An 18,258-nucleotide genomic window follows, 5' to 3' on the forward strand; every position below is an offset into this window, starting at 1 on the left:
GCATTCCGCCCACCATGCCCAACACCCTCCCCGCTTCCGTCGATGACACGCTGGACCTGCTGCGGCGGGGGAATTACGTCGCCGACCGCTCGCTGGCGACGGCGCTGTACCTCGCCTTGAAGCTGCGCCGCCCGCTGTTCCTGGAGGGCGAGGCGGGGGTCGGCAAGACCGAGATCGCCAAGGTGCTGTCCACCACGCTGGGCCGGCGCCTGCTGCGGCTGCAATGCTACGAGGGGCTGGACGTCGCCGCGGCGGTCTACGAATGGAATTACGCCCGGCAGATGATGGAAATCCGGCTGGCCGAGGCGTCGGGCGACCGCGACCGGGACGCGCTCGGCGCCAATCTCTTTTCCGAACGCTTCCTCATCAAGCGCCCACTGCTCCAGGCGCTGGAACCCGACTTGGCCGGTCCTCCCGTCCTGCTGATCGACGAGCTGGACCGCACCGACGAGCCGTTCGAAGCCTATCTCCTCGAAATCCTCTCGGACTTCCAGGTTTCGATCCCGGAGTTCGGCACGGTCACGGCGCCGGAGCCGCCCATCGTCATCCTGACCTCCAACCGCACCCGCGAGATTCACGACGCGCTGAAACGGCGTTGCTTCTACCACTGGGTCGATTACCCCAACGCCGAGCGCGAGCGCGCCATCCTGGCGGTGAAGGCGCCGGAGGCCGACGCCCGGCTGGCCGCCCAAGTCGTCGGCGTCGTGCAGAGCCTGCGCGGGATGGACCTCTACAAGGCGCCGGGCGTGGCGGAGACGCTGGACTGGGCGCAGGCGCTGGTGGAGTTGAACCAGCTTGAGCTGGAACCTTCGGTCATCAACGACACGTTGGGCACGCTGCTGAAGTACCAGGACGACATCGCCCGCATCCAGGGCAGCGAGGCCGCGCGCATCCTGGCCCAGGTCAAGACGGAACTCGCCGCCTCCACGGCCCGGTAAAAGACGATGCAGGGCGGCCTCGCCACCAACCTGATGCATTTCGCCCGCGCGCTGCGGGCGGCGGGGCTGCCGGTCGGGCCGGGCAAGCTGCTTCAGGCCGTCGAGGCGGTGGAGGCCGTGGGGATCGGCAACCGGGCGGATTTCTACTGGGCGCTGCACGCCGTCTTCGTGAACCGGCGCGACCAGCGCGAGGTCTTCGATCAGGCCTTCCACGTCTTCTGGCGCAACCCCGACATCCTGAAGCGGATGATGGGGCTTATGCTGCCGACCATCCGCACGGAGTCGGCAGACAGCCAGGACCCGATGTCCCGCCGCGTCGCCGACGCGCTGCGCGGCACCGCGCCGGAGGCCGAAGGGCCGGAGAAGTCGGAGATCGAGGTCGACGCCGCCTTCACCGTTTCGGCCCAGGAACGGTTGCAGGAGAAGGATTTCGAAAAGATGTCGGCGGCGGAGATGGCCGAGGCCAAGCGGATGCTCGCCCGCATCGCCCTGCCGGTGGCCGAGGTGACCACCCGCCGCCACCGCCCCGACCCGCGGGGGCCACGCGTGGACCCGCGGGCGACGCTGCGGCGGATGCTGCGCTCCGGCGGCGATCTCGCCGATCTGGCGCGGCGCAGCCGCCGCACGCGGCCACCGCCGCTGGTCGTGCTGTGCGACATCTCCGGCTCTATGACCCGCTATTCGCGGATGCTGCTGCATTTCATGCACGCGCTCAGCAACGACCGCGACCGGGTGCACAGCTTCGTCTTCGGCACCCGCCTGACCAACATCACCCGCCATCTGCGGCACAAGGACGTGGACGTGGCGCTGGACGCCGTGTCGGCGGCGGTGGCCGACTGGTCGGGTGGGACGCGCATCGGCACGGCGCTGCACGCCTTCAACCGGACCTGGGCGCGGCGGGTCCTCGGCCAGGGGGCGGTGGTTCTGCTCATCACCGACGGGCTGGACCGGGATGCCGGCGAGGGGCTTGCGGCGGAGGCGGAACGGCTGCACAAGAGCTGCCGCCGTCTGGTCTGGCTGAACCCGCTCTTGCGGTGGGAGGGGTTCGCACCAAAATCCAGCGGTATCCGGGCCTTGTTGCCGCATGTGGATGACTTCCGCCCGGTCCACAACCTGAACAGTCTGGCCGGGCTCGCCGACGCGCTGAACCGCGACGGGCCGCGACGGGCCGAAAGCCTGCGCAAGTGGCTGAAGGAGGCCGCATGAAGGACGATATTCTGGAGCAGGTCGCGGGCTGGCGCGCGGAGGGCCGCAAGGTGGCGCTGGCGACGGTGGTCGCCACCTGGGGGTCATCCCCCCGGCCGGTGGGCAGCCAGATGGCGGTGGACGACGCCGGTTCGATGATCGGCTCCGTCTCCGGGGGCTGCATCGAGGGGGCCGTGGTGCACGAGGCGCGCAAGACCATGGAGGATGGCGAGCCCCGGATGATCTCGTTCGGGGTCAGCAACGAAATGGCCTGGGAGGTCGGGCTGGCCTGCGGCGGCCGGGTGCAGGTCTATGTCGAGGCCGTGGAATGAAGCGCGACATCACCGAACGGCTGCTGGCCGCCCGCAAGGCCGGGCGTCCCGTGGCCCTGGTCACCGACCTCGGCACCGGTCTGCAGACTCTCGTCTACGAGGACGCCATCCAGGGCGGCTTCGGGCTGGAGGACGACCTTCTGGAGGAGGTGCGGGAGCGGCTGCGCCAGGATCGTTCCGGCCTCGTCAGCGATTTGGAGGAGGATGAGGACGGCGTCCAGCTGTTCGTCCAGACCCACAACCCGCCGCTGCGCCTGCTGGTGGTCGGCGCCGTGCACATCGCCCAGGCGCTGGCCCCACTCGCCGCGCTGACCGGCTACGCCGTCACGGTGATCGACCCGCGCGGATCCTTCGCCACGGAATCGCGCTTTCCCGGCGTTTCCCTGCACGATTCCTGGCCGGACGAGGCGCTGACGGATTTGAAGATCGACAACCGCACCGCCGTGGTGACCCTGACCCACGACCCCAAGCTGGACGACCCGGCGCTTCTGGTGGCGCTGCGGTCCCCGGCCTTCTACGTCGGGTCGCTCGGCAGCAAGCGCACCCACATCAAGCGGCTGGAGCGGCTGAAGGAGCAGGGCGTGACCGACGCGGAGCTGGCGCGCATCCACGCCCCGGTCGGGCTGGACATCGGCGCCGTGACCCCGGCGGAAATCGCCCTGTCGGTCATGGCCCAGATCACCGCCGTGCGGCGCAAGGCCGGCGCGGCCTGACAGGAGTTCATCACCATGTTTTTCGGCCCGCTGCCCTTGCGGGAGCTGGAGGGCGCCATTCTGGCGCATTCGGTCCGCCGCGGCTCCGTCAGCTTCAAGAAGGGCCGCGTCCTCAGCGCCGAGGACGTGACGGCGCTGCGTGACGCCGGCCTTACCACGGTGACCGTCGCCAAGCCCGGCCCTGACGACGTTGGCGAGGACGCCGCCGCCGCCCGCATCGCCGCCGCCCTGAAGGGGCAGGAGATCACCGTCGGCGCCGCCTTCACCGGGCGCGTCAACCTGTTCGCCGAATCGCGCGGCCTGTTCGTTCCGGACGTCGAACGGATCAACGCGCTGAACCTCATCGACGAAAGCGTAACGGTCGCCACCCTGCCCGCCTTCGCACCCGTCGAGCCCGGCCAGATGGTCGCTACGGTCAAGATCATCCCCTTCGCCGCCCCCCGCGGCGCCGTGGAGGGGGCGGAGGTCGAGGCGTCGGCCGGGATGCCGGCGCTGCGCATCGCCCCCTTCCGGCCCCTGACCGCAGCGCTGATCCAGACCCGTCTGCCCGGCGTGAAGGACAGCGTCCTCGACAAGACCGTGACGGTGACGCGCCAGAGGTTGGAGGCGATGGGCGGGCGGCTGGTCCGCGATTCGCGCTGCTACCACGGCGAGGCGGCGCTGGCCGACGCCATCGCAGCGGCCGGGCGCGTCGACCTGCTGCTGATCGCCGGGGCCTCGGCCATCACCGACCGGCGTGACGTGCTGCCCGCGGGCATCGAGCGGGCGGGCGGCGTGATCGAACATTTCGGCATGCCGGTCGATCCCGGCAACCTGCTTCTGCTCGCCCGCATCGGGGAAACGCCCGTGCTCGGCCTGCCCGGCTGCGCGCGGTCGCCCAAGCTGAACGGCTTCGATTGGGTGCTCCAGCGCATCGCCGCGGGGATTCCGGTGACGCGGGCCGATGTCATGCGCATGGGGGTGGGTGGCCTGCTGGCCGAGATCCCCAGCCGGCCCCTGCCCCGCGCCGGCGCCGTGGCGGCGGAGCCGCCGCGCGCGCCGCGCATCGCCGCACTGGTTCTGGCCGCCGGGCGGTCGAGCCGGATGGGCGGCAGCAACAAGCTGCTCGCCGATGTCGGCGGGGAGCCGCTGGTTGTCCGCACGGTCGAAGCGGTGCTGGCCTCGCAGGCCAGGCCGGTGCTGGTGGTGACCGGCCACATGGCCGAGGCGGTGTCCGCCCCGCTGGCCGGGCGCCCACTGACCATCGTCCACAACCCGTCCTTCGCCGATGGGCTCAGCGCCTCGCTGCGCGCCGGGCTGGCCGCCCTGCCGGCGGATGTGGACGGGGTGGTGGTGTGCCTCGGCGACATGCCGCGAGTCACGTCGCAGGCCATCGACCGGCTGATCGCCGCCTACAACCCGCTGGAGGGCCGGACCGTCTGCGTCCCGACCGTCCAGGGCAAGCGCGGCAACCCGGTCCTGTGGGACCGCGGCTTTTTCGCGGAGATGGCCAAGCTGAGCGGCGATGCCGGGGCCAAGACCCTGCTGGCCACCCACGCCGATCAGGTGGTCGAGGTACCGGTGGAGGACGGTGGCATCCTCTACGACGTCGATACGCCGGAACTGCTGGCGGATCTGCGCGGGTAAGGCTCAGGCCGCCCGTTCGATCACCAGATCCAGCCAGCGGCGGGAGATCGTCCGGGCGACCGCCTTGGCGGCGGGCAGGTGCCGCTCCAGCGCGGCGTCCAGCCCATCGAGGACGGCCCGGTTGCGCTCCCGCGAATCCACGCCGAACTTCTCCGCCCAGCCACGGACGATCGCGGCGTCGGCCTCCGGGTGGAACTGGAAGGCGTAGAGGCTGCGGCCGAGCCGGAAGGCCTGACGCATGCAGGCCTCGCTCCAGGCCAGCGGCACGGCGCCCTCGGGAAACTCGAAGGTGTCGTAGTGCCACTGCACCATGCGAAGCTCCGGCTCCAGCCCGCCGAGCAGCGGATCGTCCGAAGCGGCATTGAACAGCCGGACCGCCCCCACGCCGATCTCCGCCACCGAATGGCGGTAGACGCGGGCCCCGAAGGCGCGGGCGGCCAATTGCGCGCCCAGGCAGATGCCCATCACCGGGCGCTCCTCCGCCGCGAAGGCGCGGATCAGGTCCATGACCTGTGGAAAATGCGGCCCCTGCGCGTCGTTCCAGGCATCCTGCGGGCCACCGAGGACCAGCAGCCCGTGATAGCTCTCCGGCGTGGCGGGGAGCGCTTCCCCTTCGTCCGCGGCGACGGTGACCAGCGTCGCGCCGAACTCGGTCAGCGCGTCCCCGACGAGTCCGGCGGGGGCGTTTCGGTTGTTCTGAACGACCAGGATGCGCATCGAGGGGCCACGTCGGTTGAAGCGGATTCCGGCGAGCGGACGCCCCTGTTCTTGATCGGCACCTGTCACAAAATCAAGCGGTGCAAGGCGGCTATGCGCCGCGCCGCAGGTCGGCGTACAGTGCGATGACGCGAAGGAAGCCTTTCAACTTCCCCAGGGAGACGAGATTGATGCTGACCCGGATTCGCACGCTGGCGGGGGCCGCTGCCCTTCTTGCCGGCACCTTGCTTTTCCCTGCTCTGTCCGCGGCGCAGAACGGCACAGTGACCTTTCTGCACTTCAACGACATCTACGAGATTTCCCCGGTGAAGGGGCGCGGCGGATTCGCCCCCCTGATGACGGTGCTGAAGACGGAGCGGGAGCGCAGCGCCGGGGCGCTGACCACGGTCGGTGGCGATTTCCTGTCCCCGTCGCTGCTGTCGGGAACGACGCGTGGCGCGCAGATGCCCGACCTGTTCAACGCCATGGGCGTGGACGTCGTCGGCTTCGGGAATCACGAGTTCGACTTCGGCACGGAGGTGCTGAAGGCCCGCATCGCCGAATCGAAATTCCCCTGGGTCGGCACCAACGTCGCCGGGCCGGATGGCCAGCCGCTCCCCGGTTCGGTCGCCACCTGGACGAAGACGGTCGGCGACGTCAAGGTCGGCTTCCTCGGCGTCCTGACCCCGGAGACCGCGCATCTGTCCAGCGGCGGGGCGGAGGCAACCTTCACCAACGTGCAGGCCGCCGCGGCCCTGGCGGTGAAGGCGCTGCGCGACGCGGGGGCGAACGTCGTCGTGGCGCTGACCCACCAGACCATCACGGAGGACCGCGATCTGGCCGTCAAGGTCAAGGGCATCGACCTCGTGCTGGGCGGCCACGACCACGACCCGATCAGCTTCTACGAAGGATCGACCCTGATCCTGAAGGCGGGGGCGGACGGCCATTATCTCGGCGTCATTGATCTGGCGGTCAGCACCAAAGCGACCGAAAAAGGGCCGGCGACCACCGTCGCTCCCGGCGGCTGGCGTTTCGTCACCACCGCCGGGGTGGCTCCGGACGCCGAGGTCGGGGCGCTGGTCAAGCGCTACACCGACCAGCTCGACGCCACGCTGGCCGGGGTGATCGGGCGGACGGAAACCGACCTGGACAGCCGCAAGGACGTCGTCCGCTCGCAGGAAACGACGATGGGCAACCTGATCGCCGACGCACTTCGCGACGGGCTCAAGGCCGACATCGCCATCACCAACGGCGGCGGCATCCGCGCCGACACGCTGCACCCGGCGGGCAGTTCGCTGACCCGCAAGGACATCTTCGCGGAGATGCCCTTCGGCAACGTCGCCGTGCTGACGCTGCTGTCCGGAGCCGACATTCTGGCCGCGCTGGAGCATGGCGTGTCGAAGGTGGAGGACAAGGCCGGGCGCTTCCCGCAGGTGTCGGGCCTGTCCTTCACCTACGATCCGAAGCTGCCGTCGGGTACCCGCGTGACCGGCGTGACGGTGGGCGGCCAGCCGCTCGACCCCGCCAGAACCTACCGCGTGGCGACCAACGACTACATGCTGAAGGGTGGCGACGGCTACGCCGCGCTGACCCGCGGTCGGACGGTGGTGGACGCCTCCGGCGCCGTGCTGATGGCGACGATGGTGATGGATTACGTGGAAGCGAAGAAGACCGTCGCTCCGAAGGTCGAAGGCCGCATCGTCGCGAGGTAACCGCAGCGCGCGCAAAAAAGAACGCCCCTGGACCGGTCGGTCCGGGGGCGCAAGGCCAGGATGGATCGTTGGTGAAGCGTCAGGCGCTGCGACGGGCGTGGCGCGCGGCCCCTTCGGCCCGCGCGTTCAGCCGCCGCACCGCGTCGTTCGCGGTTTTCGCCGACAGCTCCGAAATCTTGACGCTGCGGTTCAGCAGAAGTTCCATCTCGTCTTTGACCATGCTGCTCTGCGCGGCGTAGAGGTCCTGGACCGACCGGCTACGCATCATCGCGTTGACGCCTTCGGCGTTGCGGGCCATCGCTTCCTGGGCGAAGCCCATCCATTCGCGCATGATGGACTGCATCCCGTCCATCAGCACGGACCCGCACTGCGTCATGACGTCCATGTTCTCGCGGGCCTGCTGGGCGACCTCGCCCTGGGCCTCCGCGGACAGGCCCATCATGCGGTTGAGTTGATCGGTGGTCTGGCCGGCAACCTGTCCGGCAACCTGGGTCGCCTTTCCCATCATGTCGCTGGCCGTGTCGGCACCGCGCTGGGTCGCCTCCGCGGCGGTTTCCGCCATGCGGCGGGTGGTGTCCTCGGCAACATTCCGGCCTTTGGCGGCGGTGTCGCGCGCGATGGTCTGCGCGTCCTTCTCTGAAGCCATCTGCCTTGCTCCTGGTTTCGTTCCGTCCGAATCGGACGCTCCCCCCATTTTCTTAGGTGCCGCGATTTTTTGTGCAGTGCGACACAAGCATCCATATACCATGGTGGCGAAGAATAGTTCCACAACTCTAAAAACTAACCTTACCTACTTTTTTGCGGATACGGAGAAGTCTCAACCAGGATTTATTGCATAGAATTTTGCGTCAAATTTCTTGCAGAGTTTTAATCGATCCAAAGAAAATCGCTAGGCAGCGCTGTAAGCGAGATGCGGATGGCCCGAGCAGTCCCCAAATTCTGGGGCAAGCAAACCTGAGCCGGTGCGCTGCCCGTCCTGGTCCGACACCGGCCCACCCGCGGAGGATGCCCATGCTCATCGGCGTGCCGACGGAAATCAAAAACCATGAATACCGCGTCGGTCTGACACCGGCCTCGGTCCGTGAACTGACGCATCACGGGCACAGCGTGCTGGTGCAGGCGGAGGCCGGCGCCGCCATCGGGCTGGACGACGAGCATTACGAAGCGGCCGGAGCGGAGATTGTGCCAGACGCCGCAACCATCTTCGCCCGTGCGGACATGGTCGTGAAGGTGAAGGAGCCCCAGCCGCAGGAATGCGCGATGCTGCGCCGGGGGCAGATCCTGTTCACCTATCTGCACCTCGCCCCCGATCCCAAGCAGACGAAGCTCCTGCAGGACTCAGGCGCCGTCGCCATCGCCTATGAAACGGTGACCGATTCCCGCGGCGGCCTGCCGCTCCTGGCGCCGATGAGCGAGGTGGCCGGCCGCATGTCGGTGCAGGCCGGCGCCCATTGCCTGGAGAAGGCGCAGGGCGGGCGTGGCGTCCTGCTCGGCGGCGTGCCCGGCGTTCCGGCGGCGAAGGTCGTCGTGCTGGGCGGCGGCGTGGTCGGCACCAACGCCGCCCGCATGGCCATGGGTCTGGAGGCGAAGGTGGTCGTCATCGACAAGTCCCTGCCCCGCCTGAAGGAGCTGGACCTGCAATTCGGCGCCAAGCTGCAGACGCTTTATTCGACCGTCGACACGATCGAGGAGCATGTGCTCGACGCCGACCTTGTCATCGGTGCGGTCCTCGTGCCGGGGGCCGAGGCGCCGAAGCTGGTGACCAGGGCGATGGTGGAGCGGATGCGGCGGGGTGCCGTGGTGGTTGACGTCGCCATCGACCAGGGCGGCTGCTTCGAGACCTCGCACCCCACCACCCACGCCGAGCCGACCTATCGGGTGGACGGGGTGGTCCATTACTGCGTCGCCAACATGCCGGGGGCGGTCGCGCGCACCTCGACCTTCGCGTTGAACAACGCCACCCTGCCGTTCACGCTGGCGCTCGCCGACCAGGGCTACCGCGCGGCTCTGGCCCGCGACCCGCATCTGCGGGCCGGGCTGAACATCCACGCCGGAGCGGTCACCTGCAAGGCGGTCGCCGACGCCCAGGGGCTGGATTACCAGCCGGCGGAGGAAGCCCTGCGGCTCTAGCATCGCGTCCCGGAGGGTGGCGACGCCATTGCCCCCTCCGGGGACCGGTGCTCAGGCCGACCGGATCCGCGAGAAGCGGAAATCGCAGTGGCTGGCGCCGCCGGCCAGGGTTTGCGTTCTTTCCAGATGGATGCCGCGTGTCGCGTAGGCGTCGAAATCGAGACCGCAGATGTTCGGCAGAATGTCGTTGTCGCCATGGCGGGCCGCGAATTTGCAGAAACCGCAGGCTTTGTAGTTGATGCCGAACTCGAAACGTTCTCCTGGACCCGGCTCGACGAAGTCGTAGACGAAATCCTCGGGAAACTGCTCCTGGCGGCTTTTCGCCGCCTGCTCGCGCAGAAACGCCTGATTCTCTGGTGACATGAATTGACGCCCCGAGGCGAGACGCTCCGCTTCGGGAACGGTGAGCAATTGGGCCTTGTAGGTGTCCCGCTCGATGTCGCCGATCACGGACAGCGGCACGCCGTGCCGTCGCAGCACCCGGCTGATCGCCATGAAGCCAAGGAGACGCATGAAGAAGTCGCTCATGCGACTGTCCGCGCCCCCGACATAGGGCATTTGCGTGAGCACGATGGCGAACTCGTCCATCACCTCCCGCTTGATCCCTTCGATGTCGGATGGGTGGACATGTTCGCCCAACAGCCCTTCGGCAAGGTCCAGGCGCTGGCGCATGGCCGCCTCCATCGTACCGCGATGCTCCTCGTAGAAGGGATGGATGGTTCCGGCCATGCGGTATCTCCCACAGTCAATGGTGACCGGTCGGGCGCGACCGGCTCACGGGCGCTTGCCGCCCAACCGGGCGGCGATCTCCCCGACGATGCCGCGGCGGAACAGCAGCACGCAGGCGACGAAGATGACGCCGATCACCACCGGCACCGGCAGGTTGCTCGCCGCCAGATAATTCTCCAGCGTCACCACCAGCGCCGCCCCGACCACCGGCCCGAACAGCGTCCCGATGCCGCCGAGCAGGGTCATCAGAACCACCGCGCCGGACATCTGCCACTGCACATCGGTCAGGGTGGCGAGTTGGAAGACGATGGCCTTGGTGCCTCCGGCCAGCCCTGCCAGGGCCGCGGACAGGACGAAGGCCATCAGCTTGTAATGGTCGGTGCGGTAGCCGAGCGAGATGGCGCGCGGCTCGTTCTCACGGATCGCCTTCAGCACCTGACCAAAGGGCGAGTGCACGGTGCGCCAGATCACCACGAAGCCGAACAGGAAGACCGCCAGCACCGTGTAATACATCGCCATCGGCTGGCTGAGGTCGATCAGCCCGAACAGATGGCCGCGCGGCACCGCCTGGATGCCGTCCTCGCCACCGGTGAACTTGAGCTGGAGCGCCATGAAGAAGACCATCTGCGACAGCGCCAGCGTGATCATGGCGAAGTAGATGCCCTGCCGCCGGATCGCCAGCGCCCCGAAGGCCAGCCCGAGCGTCGCGGAAAAGGCGGTGCCCAGCAGGATGCCGAGTTCCGGCGGCAGCCCCCAGACCTTCACCGTGTGGGCGGTGATGTAGGCCGCTCCGCCGAAGAAGGCGGCGTGGCCGAAGCTCAGGAGACCGGCGAAGCCGATCAGCAGGTTGAAGGCGCAGGCGAACAGCGCGAAGCACAGCACCTTCATCACGAAGACGGGGTACAGCACGTAGGGCGCGGCGACCAGCACCAGCAGCAGCACGGCGAGCGCCAGAAGACCCGGCATGGCCGGTCGGGCGGGAGCCGCGGTGTCGCGGCGGACGGCTTGGATCTCGGTCGCCATGGGTCACCTCTCCCGCCCGAACAGGCCGGCGGGCTTGATCAGCAGCACCACGGCCATGATGACGAAGACGACGATGTTGGACGCTTCCGGATAGAACACCTTCGTCAGACCTTCCAACAGCCCCAGGCCGTATCCGGTCAGCACCGCCCCCAGGATCGACCCCATGCCGCCGATCACCACCACGGCGAAGACGACGATGATCAGGTTGGAGCCCATCAGCGGCGACACCTGGTAGATCGGGGCGGCCAGCACCCCGGCCAGCCCGGCCAGAGCGACGCCGAAGCCATAGGTCGCGGTGATCATCAGCGGCACGTTGATGCCAAAAGCCTGGACCAGCACCGGATTCTCGGTGGCGGCGCGCAGGTAGGCGCCGAGCTTCGTCCGCTCGATGGCGTACCAGGTGGCGAGGCAGACGACCAGCGAGGCGACGACGACCCAGCCCCGGTAATTGGGCAGGAACATGAAGCCGAGATTTTGCCCGCCGCGCAGCAGGTCGGGAATGGGATAGGGCTGGCCCGACACGCCGTAGAAATGGCGGAACGCCCCCTCCACGATCAGCGCGAGGCCGAAGGTCAGCAGCAGCCCGTAGAGATGGTCGAGCTTGTAGAGGCGGCTGAGCAGCGTCTTTTCCAGCACCACGCCGAAAGCGCCGACGACCAGAGGCGCCAGCAGCAGGGCCCACCAATAGCCGATCCCCGCCATGGTCAGCAGCAGCCACGCCACGAAGGCCCCCAGCATGTAGAGCGCGCCGTGGGCGAAGTTGATGACGTTGAGCATGCCGAAGATCACCGCCAGCCCGAGGCTGAGCAGCGCGTAGAAGGACCCGTTGATCAGCCCCAGCAGAAGCTGCCCGAACAGCGCCTGGGGCGGGATGCCGAAAATGGTGGACATGGTGGTTCGCCTCCGGCCGTTCTGCGCGGCGGGTGATCGCCCCGGCACCCAGCCCCGCGCGGTGGCGGGAAACCGGTCGCCGGGGCGGGCGGGAATCAGCCCGGCAGCTTGCAGCCGCTTTCCGCCATGGTGGCGAAGGCCTCGTCGCCGGGGATGGTGCGGATGATCTCGTAATAATCCCACGGCCCCTTGGACTCGCTGGGCTTCTTCACGCGGGCCAGATACATGTCGTGGACCATGCGCCCGTTCGGCAGGATCTTGCCGTTCTTGGCGAACATGTCGTTGACCGGCATTTCCTTCATCTTGGCGGCGACGGTCGGCCCATCGTCGGTCCCGGCCGCCTCGATGGCCTTCAGATAATGCTTCACCGAGGAGTAGCTGCCGGCCTGCACCATGGTCGGCATCTTGCCGGTCTTCGCCTTGTACTTCTCCGACCAGGCGCGCTTCTCGTCGTCCATGTCCCAGTAGAAGCCGGTGGTCAGGACGAGATCCTGGGCGACCTGGAGCCCCAGCGCGTGCACGTCCGACAGGAAGATCAGCAGCCCGGCCAGCTTCTGCTGCCCGCTCTGCGTCAGGCCGAACTCAGACGCCTGCTTGATCGAGGTGATGGTGTCGCCGCCGGCGTTGGCGAGGCCGATGACCTGGGCGCCCGACGACTGCGCCTGCAGCAGGAAGGAGGAGAAGTCCGCCGTGTTCAGCGGCGCGCGCACCGCGCCGACGACCGTGCCGCCGGCCTTCTTCACCTGCGCCGCCGTGTCGGTTTCGAGTTGGTGGCCGAAGGCGTAGTCGGCGGTCAGGAAGAACCAGCTCTTTCCGCCCTCCTTCACGATGGCCTGACCGGTGCCGACGGCCAGCGCGCGGGTGTCGTAGGCCCAGTGGAAGCCGGTGGGCGAGCAGGCGTCGCCGGTCAGGCGCGAGGTCGCAGGCCCCTGCATCAGGAAGATCGTCTTCTTCTCGCGCGTCACCTCCTGCACCGCCAGGGCGACGCCGGAGTTCGGCACGTCGACGATGACGTCCACCCCGTCGCGGTCGATCCATTCACGGGAGAGGTTGGAGCCGATGTCCGGCTTGTTCTGGTGGTCGGCCGAAACCACCTCGATGGGCTTGCCGAGAATCTTGCCGCCCACCTCCTCGACCGCCATGCGGACGGCGACCGCCGAGCCCTCGCCGCCCAAATCGGCGTAGAGGCCGGAGCGGTCGTTGAGGACGCCGATCTTCACGACGTCGCCGGAGATCTTGCCCTGCTGGGCCTGCGCAGAACCGACGGCCAGCGCGGCAAGCGCCGCCCCGGCAAGCAGACGTGCAATCATTCCATTCCTCCCGGTTCGAATTCGAACGTTTCTGCTTGTTGATTCAGACACCCAGATACGTGTGCAGCTTCTCCATGTTGGCGGCGAGCTGGTTGTTCGGGATCATGTCTACGACATGGCCTTCCTCCATCATGTAATGACGGTCGGCGATGGTGGCGGCGAAGCGGAAGTTCTGCTCCACCAGCAGGATGGTGAAGCCGCGCTGCTTCAGCTTGCGGACGGCCACCCCGATCTGCTCGATGATCACCGGGGCCAGCCCTTCCGTCGGCTCGTCGAGAAGGATCATGGTGGCGCCAGTGCGCAGGATGCGCGCGATGGCCAGCATCTGCTGCTCCCCGCCCGACAGCCGGGTGCCCTGGGTCGAGCCCCGGCCCTGCAGGTTGGGAAACAGCTCGTGGATCTGCTGGACCGTCATGCCGCCGTCCTTTACGACGGGCGGCAGGGTCAGGTTCTCATCGACGTTCAGCGAGGCGAAGATCCCGCGTTCCTCCGGCACATAACCGATGCCGAGGCGCGGAACCCTGTGCGGCGCCATGCCGATCAACTCCTGTCCCTGGAAGCGGATGGCGCCGGTGCGTTTGCCGACGATGCCCATGATCGAGCGCATGGTGGTCGTCTTTCCGGCGCCGTTGCGGCCCAGCAGAGTCACCACCTCCCCCTGGCGGACCTCCAGGTTTACGCCGTGCAGAACGTGGCTTTCGCCGTAGAAGGCGTGGAGATCGGAGACCTCCAGCATCGCGGTCCTCACCGTTGCGCCGTCAGGCATGTCCGCTCCCCATATAGGCTTCACGGACCTTCGGGTGGCGCGACACCTCGGCATAGGGGCCTTCGGCCAGGACCTCGCCGCGGGCCAGCACCGTGATCCAGTCCGACAGGTTGGCGACGACGGACAGGTTGTGCTCGACCATCAGGATCGTGCGGTTGGCCGAGACCCGCTTGATCAGCGCGGCGATGCGGTCGATGTCCTCGTGCCCCATGCCGGCCATCGGCTCGTCCAGCAGCAGCATCTCCGGCTCCAGGGCCAGCGTCGTGGCGATCTCCAGCGCGCGCTTGCGGCCGTAGGGAAGCTCCGCCGCCGAGTGGTGGGCGTAGCCGGCGAGCCCGACATCCTCCAGCAGCTCCATCGCCCGCCCGTTCAGCCGGTCGAGCACCGATTCCGATGTCCAGAAATGGAAGGAGTTGCCGAGCGGCCGTTGCAGCCCGACGCGCACATTCTCCAGCACCGACAGATGCGGGAACACCGCCGAGATCTGGAAGGAACGGATGATGCCCAAGCGCGCCACGTCCGCCGGCTTCACCGCGGTGATATCGCGCCCGTTGAACAGGATGGCGCCGTTGCTGGGTTGAAGGAACTTGGTGAGCAGATTGAAAACGGTCGTTTTTCCAGCCCCGTTGGGACCGATCAGCGCATGGATGGACCCCCGCTTCACCCGAAGGCTGACGTCGCGGACGGCGACGAAGCCCCGGAATTCCTTGGTCAGTCCGCGCGTCTCCAGAATGACGTCACTTGCCATATCCTCCCCATTCCCTGTTTTCAGCAGCCTTCCGCGAGACCGCCTGTTGTTTGGTTCAGGTTAGCAGCAATCTGTCACACGTACAGCTTACGGAAAGAACTTAATCCCGTCCATCCGGAAGCATCGAAGGCGTGACAAAGCGTGGCCGGGGGGCAGAACCGCCGGCAAAATGGTCTGTGGAAGGCCGTAACGCGGGCATGAAAAAAGCGGCCACGCTGGGCCGCACACCGACTCGCGACACGCCCCCGGCTTACAGGCCGGAGGCATGCCTTTCTCTTTCGACGCAGGAGCCGGAAACCGCGGTACCGATACGACTCAGGCGGCCGCGGATCAGGCCGCCGAGGTCAGCGGAAAGCCGCTGTAGTCGAGCGACGCGGACCAGAAGCGTTCGAGCTTGCGCAGGGTCTCGTTCGCCTTGACCAGTTCCTCGTCGCTGAAGCCGGCTTTCTCCAGCGCCGTGAGGTGGCGCTCGAACATGCGGCTGATCTTTTCGCGGAGATCGAGGCCCTTCTCCGACAGGCGGACGCGCACCGACCGGCGGTCGTGCGGCGAGCGCTCCTGCCCGAGATAGCCGTTCTCGACCATCTTCTTCACGTTGTAGGACACGTTGGAGCCGAGATAATAGCCGCGCGCCGTCAGTTCGCCGACGGTCATCTCGTCTTCGCCGATGTTGTAGAGGATCAGGCTCTGGACGTTGTTGATGTCCTGGATACCGAGCCGGTCAAGCTCGGTCTTCAGCACCTCGAGAAAGTGGCGGTGAAGCCGTTCGATCAAGAGGATGCTTTCATAATAGGGTTTGCGCACCGCGGTCTCCTTTGGCTCGTACCGGACATGGGCCGACCTGTGGCCTTTCCGGGGTCCTTAAGGGGAGATTAACCGATCATTGTCCGGCAATCACCTCAATAATGCCCCAAAAGCACAGCCCGGGTTGTAGAACAGCCTGGCCCTGCGGAATACGCCCGTCCTGCCGTGCCAAGCCCCGTCGCGTGCCGGGATGTGCCTCGAATCCGGACACCCCAGCGGCGTTCCCGCCCGGCGAACCGGGCGGCAAGCCGACCCGTCCATTCCGACCTTTCACAACAACGGTCAGGTTTGAGACAAGTCCCGCAAGGATTTCCCCGATACTAACGCAGAAACGCGCGGAATGTGCCCGCATCTGCGCACGTTCTGAGTGCAATAAAGGGGGGCAGGCCTCTTCATTCGGTAAAGCGCAAATCCCCGCCAACGGGTTCGGCGAAGTAACCGGCAACCTCTTCGGCCGTCACCTCCGCCAGAGAAGCGGGCGACCAGCGCGGGTTCCGGTCCTTGTCCACCAGCGCCGCGCGGATGCCTTCGTAGACATCATGGCGGGCGAGGAAGGCGAGGCTGAGGCGAAGCTCCTGGATCATGCAGCCGTCGAAGTCCAGCCGGGCGCCGCGGCGCAGCGCCTCAAGCGTCACCTTCAGGCTGGTCGGCGACACCCGCTTGAGCGTGGCGAGCTGGCCGGCGGCCCACTCCGTGCCCTCGGCCTCCAGGGCGGCGACGATGGCCTCCACCGCGTTGTGGGCGTAGCAGCGGTCGATGGCCGCACGGTTGGCGGCAACCGGCGGTTCGCCGGCCTCCTCGCGATGGCGCGCGACCGCCTCGTCGGCCGGCACGCCGTCGGCCAGCTCGGCGATCAGCGACTTCAGCTTGGCGCTGGGCACGAAGGCGTCGGCGGCGCCGACCTCGATCATGTCGGCCGCCTTCAGACGGTCGCCGGTCAGGCCCAGCCAGATGCCGACCTGTCCGGGCAGGCGCGGCAGGAAATAGGTGCCGCCGACGTCCGGATAGAGCCCGATGCCCGTCTCCGGCATGGCGAACATCGTCCGCTCGGTCACGATCCGATGCGACCCGTGCACCGACAGACCGACGCCACCGCCCATGCTGATGCCGTCGATCAGCGCCACATAGGGCTTGGGGCAGGTGTGGATCAGGCGGTTGAGGACATACTCCTCGCTGAAGAAGGCGCGGATGGCGGCGCCATCGCCCTGCCCCGCCTTGGCGGCCTTGCCCGTCTCGTACAGGTTCACCACGTCGCCGCCGGCGCAGAAGGCCTTCTCCCCCGCGCCCTGCACGACGATGGCCTTGACCTCGGGATCGGCGATCCAGGCGCGCAGCTGCGGATCGAACAGGCGGATCATGCCCAGCGTCAGGGCATTCAGCGCCTTCGGGCGGTTCAGCGTCACCAGCCCGATGGAGCCGCGGCGTTCGAACAGGATCTCGGCGAACTGGATTTCGGCGATCTGGGTCTGGGCGGGGTCGCTCATGGTTCCGGTCGTTTCCATTTGTTCGTTTGTGGGGCGGATTTGTTGGTTTCGGGCGATGATACGGGCGGCGGGCGGCGTGTCAAACCGCGGTTTCGCAGCGCAGCGTCGCGGAACACCGCGCCTGCCCCAGCCGTTGCCGCACCCACAGTCATGAGCGGGATGGTTCCATGATGGCAGCCTCAGCAGCGCAAGCGTCACGTCAGGAGGGAGCGGGCCGCAAGACGGCCATCGTCCTCAACCGGTCCGCGGGAACGCTGGCCGGACAGCCGATCGACGACACGGTGGCGGCGATCCGCAGCGCTTTCGAGCGGCACGGGGCGGAGGTGTCGCTGACCGCGGTGGAGCCGGCCGACTGCGAATCGGAGATCCGCAAGGCCATCGAGTCCGACGCGGAGCTGGTCATCGTCGGCGGCGGCGACGGGACCATCCACACCGCGGTCAACATGATCATGCCCACCGGGAAGACCCTGGGCATCCTGCCGCTCGGCACCATGAACCTGCTGGCGCGCGACCTGAAGACCCCCCTGGACCTCGACGAGGCCTACGAGGCGCTGGCCGCCGGCGAGGTGAGCAGCATCGACGTGGCGGAGGTGAACGGCGAGATCTACCTGAACAGCTCCGTCCTTGGCTTCTACCCCCAGGTGGTTCAGGAGCGCGAGGAGAAGCGCAAGCGGCACCGTCTGCTGAAATGGCCGGCGATGGCGCTCGCCATGGTCCGCACCTTCCGCCGCCTGCCCCTGCTCGACGTGCGCATCGATTGGGGCGACGGGCCGCGCCGCGTGCGCACCCCGATTCTGGTGGTGTCCAACAACCCGTTCGACGGCGAGGCGGGCAGCATGCTCCTGCGCCGCAACACGCTCGCTTCCGGCAAGCTCGGCGTCTATGTGGCGCGGCAGCGCGATCCCTGGGGGCTGTTGCGGCTGATGGGGCGCACCATGCTCGGAACCTGGCAGCAGGATGAGGAGTTGGAAACGCTGACGGCAACGCAACTGACGGTGCACAGCCGGCGCCGCCGGCTGAAAATGGTCAACGACGGCGAAATCCTTCAGATGGAGCCGCCGCTGAACTACCGCATCCGCCACAAGGCGCTGAAGATCCTGCTGCCCAAGGCGGCCCCGGAGGGGAATGGAACGGCGGACGGTGCGTGATCGGAGAGGGCGCGTGATCGGAG

At 67.6% G+C, this 18,258-nt stretch carries 18 protein-coding genes; 8 read left to right on the forward strand and 10 right to left on the reverse strand.

Features of this window, described 5'->3' with window-relative positions; translation table 11 throughout:
* Positions 1-14: 14 nt before the first annotated feature.
* Genes FHW79_RS14490 through FHW79_RS14510 form a run of 5 tightly spaced genes read left to right on the forward strand, consistent with a single transcriptional unit; the run spans position 15 to position 4,794 of the window.
* Positions 15-938, forward strand: coding sequence for a MoxR family ATPase (locus tag FHW79_RS14490; protein WP_183179595.1), 924 nt, complete (start codon positions 15-17; stop codon positions 936-938).
* Positions 939-944: 6 nt separating this feature from the next.
* Positions 945-2,144, forward strand: a complete 1,200-nt coding sequence (locus tag FHW79_RS14495; RefSeq protein ID WP_183179596.1) for a VWA domain-containing protein — start codon at positions 945-947, stop codon at positions 2,142-2,144.
* Positions 2,141-2,455, forward strand: a complete 315-nt coding sequence (locus tag FHW79_RS14500; protein ID WP_183179597.1) for an XdhC family protein — start codon at positions 2,141-2,143, stop codon at positions 2,453-2,455. The genes FHW79_RS14495 and FHW79_RS14500 overlap by 4 nt, the downstream gene beginning before the upstream one ends.
* On the forward strand, positions 2,452-3,168 hold the full coding sequence (locus tag FHW79_RS14505; protein WP_183179598.1) for an XdhC/CoxI family protein: 717 nt from the start codon (positions 2,452-2,454) through the stop codon (positions 3,166-3,168). Before FHW79_RS14500 ends, FHW79_RS14505 begins: the two co-directional genes overlap by 4 nt.
* A gap of 15 nt (positions 3,169-3,183) precedes the next feature.
* Positions 3,184-4,794 carry a molybdopterin-binding/glycosyltransferase family 2 protein gene (locus FHW79_RS14510; protein WP_183179599.1) on the forward strand — a complete coding sequence of 537 codons (1,611 nt, stop codon included), beginning with the start codon at positions 3,184-3,186 and terminating at the stop codon, positions 4,792-4,794.
* 3 nt (positions 4,795-4,797) lie between these two features.
* On the opposite strand, the gene FHW79_RS14515 is transcribed toward FHW79_RS14510, so the two are convergent.
* Complete coding sequence (locus FHW79_RS14515; protein ID WP_183179600.1) at positions 4,798-5,511, reverse strand: type 1 glutamine amidotransferase; 714 nt, start codon at positions 5,509-5,511, stop codon at positions 4,798-4,800.
* Between the two features lie 170 nt (positions 5,512-5,681).
* On the opposite strand from FHW79_RS14515, the gene FHW79_RS14520 reads away from it, so the two are divergent.
* Positions 5,682-7,202: a 5'-nucleotidase C-terminal domain-containing protein gene (locus tag FHW79_RS14520; protein ID WP_183179601.1), complete on the forward strand. Its 1,521-nt coding sequence runs from the start codon at positions 5,682-5,684 to the stop codon at positions 7,200-7,202.
* Positions 7,203-7,281: 79 nt separating this feature from the next.
* Here the strand turns inward: FHW79_RS14520 and FHW79_RS14525 are convergent, their stop codons facing one another.
* Entirely contained in the window at positions 7,282-7,848 is a 567-nt protein-coding gene (locus FHW79_RS14525; RefSeq protein ID WP_183179602.1) for a phasin family protein, read from the reverse strand.
* Between the two features lie 365 nt (positions 7,849-8,213).
* Between FHW79_RS14525 and ald the strand changes: the two genes are divergently transcribed.
* Entirely contained in the window at positions 8,214-9,332 is a 1,119-nt protein-coding gene (gene ald / locus FHW79_RS14530; RefSeq protein ID WP_183179603.1) for an alanine dehydrogenase, read from the forward strand.
* Between the two features lie 51 nt (positions 9,333-9,383).
* On the opposite strand, the gene FHW79_RS14535 is transcribed toward ald, so the two are convergent.
* The 8 genes from FHW79_RS14535 to FHW79_RS14570 form a co-directional block, all read right to left on the reverse strand.
* Complete coding sequence (locus FHW79_RS14535) at positions 9,384-10,061, reverse strand: L-2-amino-thiazoline-4-carboxylic acid hydrolase (protein ID WP_183179604.1); 678 nt, start codon at positions 10,059-10,061, stop codon at positions 9,384-9,386.
* Positions 10,062-10,106: 45 nt separating this feature from the next.
* On the reverse strand, positions 10,107-11,027 hold the full coding sequence (locus FHW79_RS14540; protein ID WP_247884402.1) for a branched-chain amino acid ABC transporter permease: 921 nt from the start codon (positions 11,025-11,027) through the stop codon (positions 10,107-10,109).
* A 60-nt stretch (positions 11,028-11,087) separates the two neighbouring features.
* Complete coding sequence (locus FHW79_RS14545) at positions 11,088-11,975, reverse strand: branched-chain amino acid ABC transporter permease (protein ID WP_183179606.1); 888 nt, start codon at positions 11,973-11,975, stop codon at positions 11,088-11,090.
* A gap of 95 nt (positions 11,976-12,070) precedes the next feature.
* Complete coding sequence (locus FHW79_RS14550) at positions 12,071-13,285, reverse strand: ABC transporter substrate-binding protein (RefSeq protein WP_119508420.1); 1,215 nt, start codon at positions 13,283-13,285, stop codon at positions 12,071-12,073.
* Between the two features lie 43 nt (positions 13,286-13,328).
* Complete coding sequence (locus tag FHW79_RS14555; RefSeq protein WP_183179607.1) at positions 13,329-14,051, reverse strand: ABC transporter ATP-binding protein; 723 nt, start codon at positions 14,049-14,051, stop codon at positions 13,329-13,331.
* Positions 14,044-14,799 (reverse strand): ABC transporter ATP-binding protein, encoded by a 756-nt coding sequence (locus FHW79_RS14560; protein WP_183179608.1) that lies wholly within the window; start codon positions 14,797-14,799, stop codon positions 14,044-14,046. The genes FHW79_RS14555 and FHW79_RS14560 overlap by 8 nt, the downstream gene beginning before the upstream one ends.
* Before the next feature lie 330 nt (positions 14,800-15,129).
* Positions 15,130-15,603 carry a MarR family winged helix-turn-helix transcriptional regulator gene (locus FHW79_RS14565; protein ID WP_014240398.1) on the reverse strand — a complete coding sequence of 158 codons (474 nt, stop codon included), beginning with the start codon at positions 15,601-15,603 and terminating at the stop codon, positions 15,130-15,132.
* Positions 15,604-15,995: 392 nt separating this feature from the next.
* Positions 15,996-17,087 carry an enoyl-CoA hydratase/isomerase family protein gene (locus tag FHW79_RS14570; protein WP_183179609.1) on the reverse strand — a complete coding sequence of 364 codons (1,092 nt, stop codon included), beginning with the start codon at positions 17,085-17,087 and terminating at the stop codon, positions 15,996-15,998.
* Positions 17,088-17,254: 167 nt separating this feature from the next.
* Between FHW79_RS14570 and FHW79_RS14575 the strand changes: the two genes are divergently transcribed.
* The gene (locus FHW79_RS14575) at positions 17,255-18,235 is read left to right on the forward strand and encodes a diacylglycerol kinase family protein (RefSeq protein ID WP_183179610.1); all 981 of its coding nucleotides are present in this window, start codon (positions 17,255-17,257) and stop codon (positions 18,233-18,235) included.
* Positions 18,236-18,258 lie beyond the last annotated feature (23 nt).

Origin of the sequence: Azospirillum sp. OGB3 (assembly GCF_014192915.1) — a bacterium.
Lineage (GTDB): Bacteria > Pseudomonadota > Alphaproteobacteria > Azospirillales > Azospirillaceae > Azospirillum.

What these genes read in the sequence shown, in the direction of transcription:
- FHW79_RS14490 (WP_183179595.1), top strand. Translation starts at nt 15, where the DNA reads ATGCCCAACACCCTCCCCGCTTCCGTCGATGACACGCTGGACCTGCTG.
- FHW79_RS14495 (WP_183179596.1), top strand. Translation starts at nt 945, where the DNA reads ATGCAGGGCGGCCTCGCCACCAACCTGATGCATTTCGCCCGCGCGCTG.
- FHW79_RS14500 (WP_183179597.1), top strand. Translation starts at nt 2,141, where the DNA reads ATGAAGGACGATATTCTGGAGCAGGTCGCGGGCTGGCGCGCGGAGGGC.
- FHW79_RS14505 (WP_183179598.1), top strand. Translation starts at nt 2,452, where the DNA reads ATGAAGCGCGACATCACCGAACGGCTGCTGGCCGCCCGCAAGGCCGGG.
- FHW79_RS14510 (WP_183179599.1), top strand. Translation starts at nt 3,184, where the DNA reads ATGTTTTTCGGCCCGCTGCCCTTGCGGGAGCTGGAGGGCGCCATTCTG.
- FHW79_RS14515 (WP_183179600.1), bottom strand. Translation starts at nt 5,511, where the DNA reads ATGCGCATCCTGGTCGTTCAGAACAACCGAAACGCCCCCGCCGGACTC.
- FHW79_RS14520 (WP_183179601.1), top strand. Translation starts at nt 5,682, where the DNA reads ATGCTGACCCGGATTCGCACGCTGGCGGGGGCCGCTGCCCTTCTTGCC.
- FHW79_RS14525 (WP_183179602.1), bottom strand. Translation starts at nt 7,848, where the DNA reads ATGGCTTCAGAGAAGGACGCGCAGACCATCGCGCGCGACACCGCCGCC.
- ald (WP_183179603.1), top strand. Translation starts at nt 8,214, where the DNA reads ATGCTCATCGGCGTGCCGACGGAAATCAAAAACCATGAATACCGCGTC.
- FHW79_RS14535 (WP_183179604.1), bottom strand. Translation starts at nt 10,061, where the DNA reads ATGGCCGGAACCATCCATCCCTTCTACGAGGAGCATCGCGGTACGATG.
- FHW79_RS14540 (WP_247884402.1), bottom strand. Translation starts at nt 11,027, where the DNA reads ATGCCGGGTCTTCTGGCGCTCGCCGTGCTGCTGCTGGTGCTGGTCGCC.
- FHW79_RS14545 (WP_183179606.1), bottom strand. Translation starts at nt 11,975, where the DNA reads ATGTCCACCATTTTCGGCATCCCGCCCCAGGCGCTGTTCGGGCAGCTT.
- FHW79_RS14550 (WP_119508420.1), bottom strand. Translation starts at nt 13,285, where the DNA reads ATGATTGCACGTCTGCTTGCCGGGGCGGCGCTTGCCGCGCTGGCCGTC.
- FHW79_RS14555 (WP_183179607.1), bottom strand. Translation starts at nt 14,051, where the DNA reads ATGCCTGACGGCGCAACGGTGAGGACCGCGATGCTGGAGGTCTCCGAT.
- FHW79_RS14560 (WP_183179608.1), bottom strand. Translation starts at nt 14,799, where the DNA reads ATGGCAAGTGACGTCATTCTGGAGACGCGCGGACTGACCAAGGAATTC.
- FHW79_RS14570 (WP_183179609.1), bottom strand. Translation starts at nt 17,087, where the DNA reads ATGAGCGACCCCGCCCAGACCCAGATCGCCGAAATCCAGTTCGCCGAG.
- FHW79_RS14575 (WP_183179610.1), top strand. Translation starts at nt 17,255, where the DNA reads ATGATGGCAGCCTCAGCAGCGCAAGCGTCACGTCAGGAGGGAGCGGGC.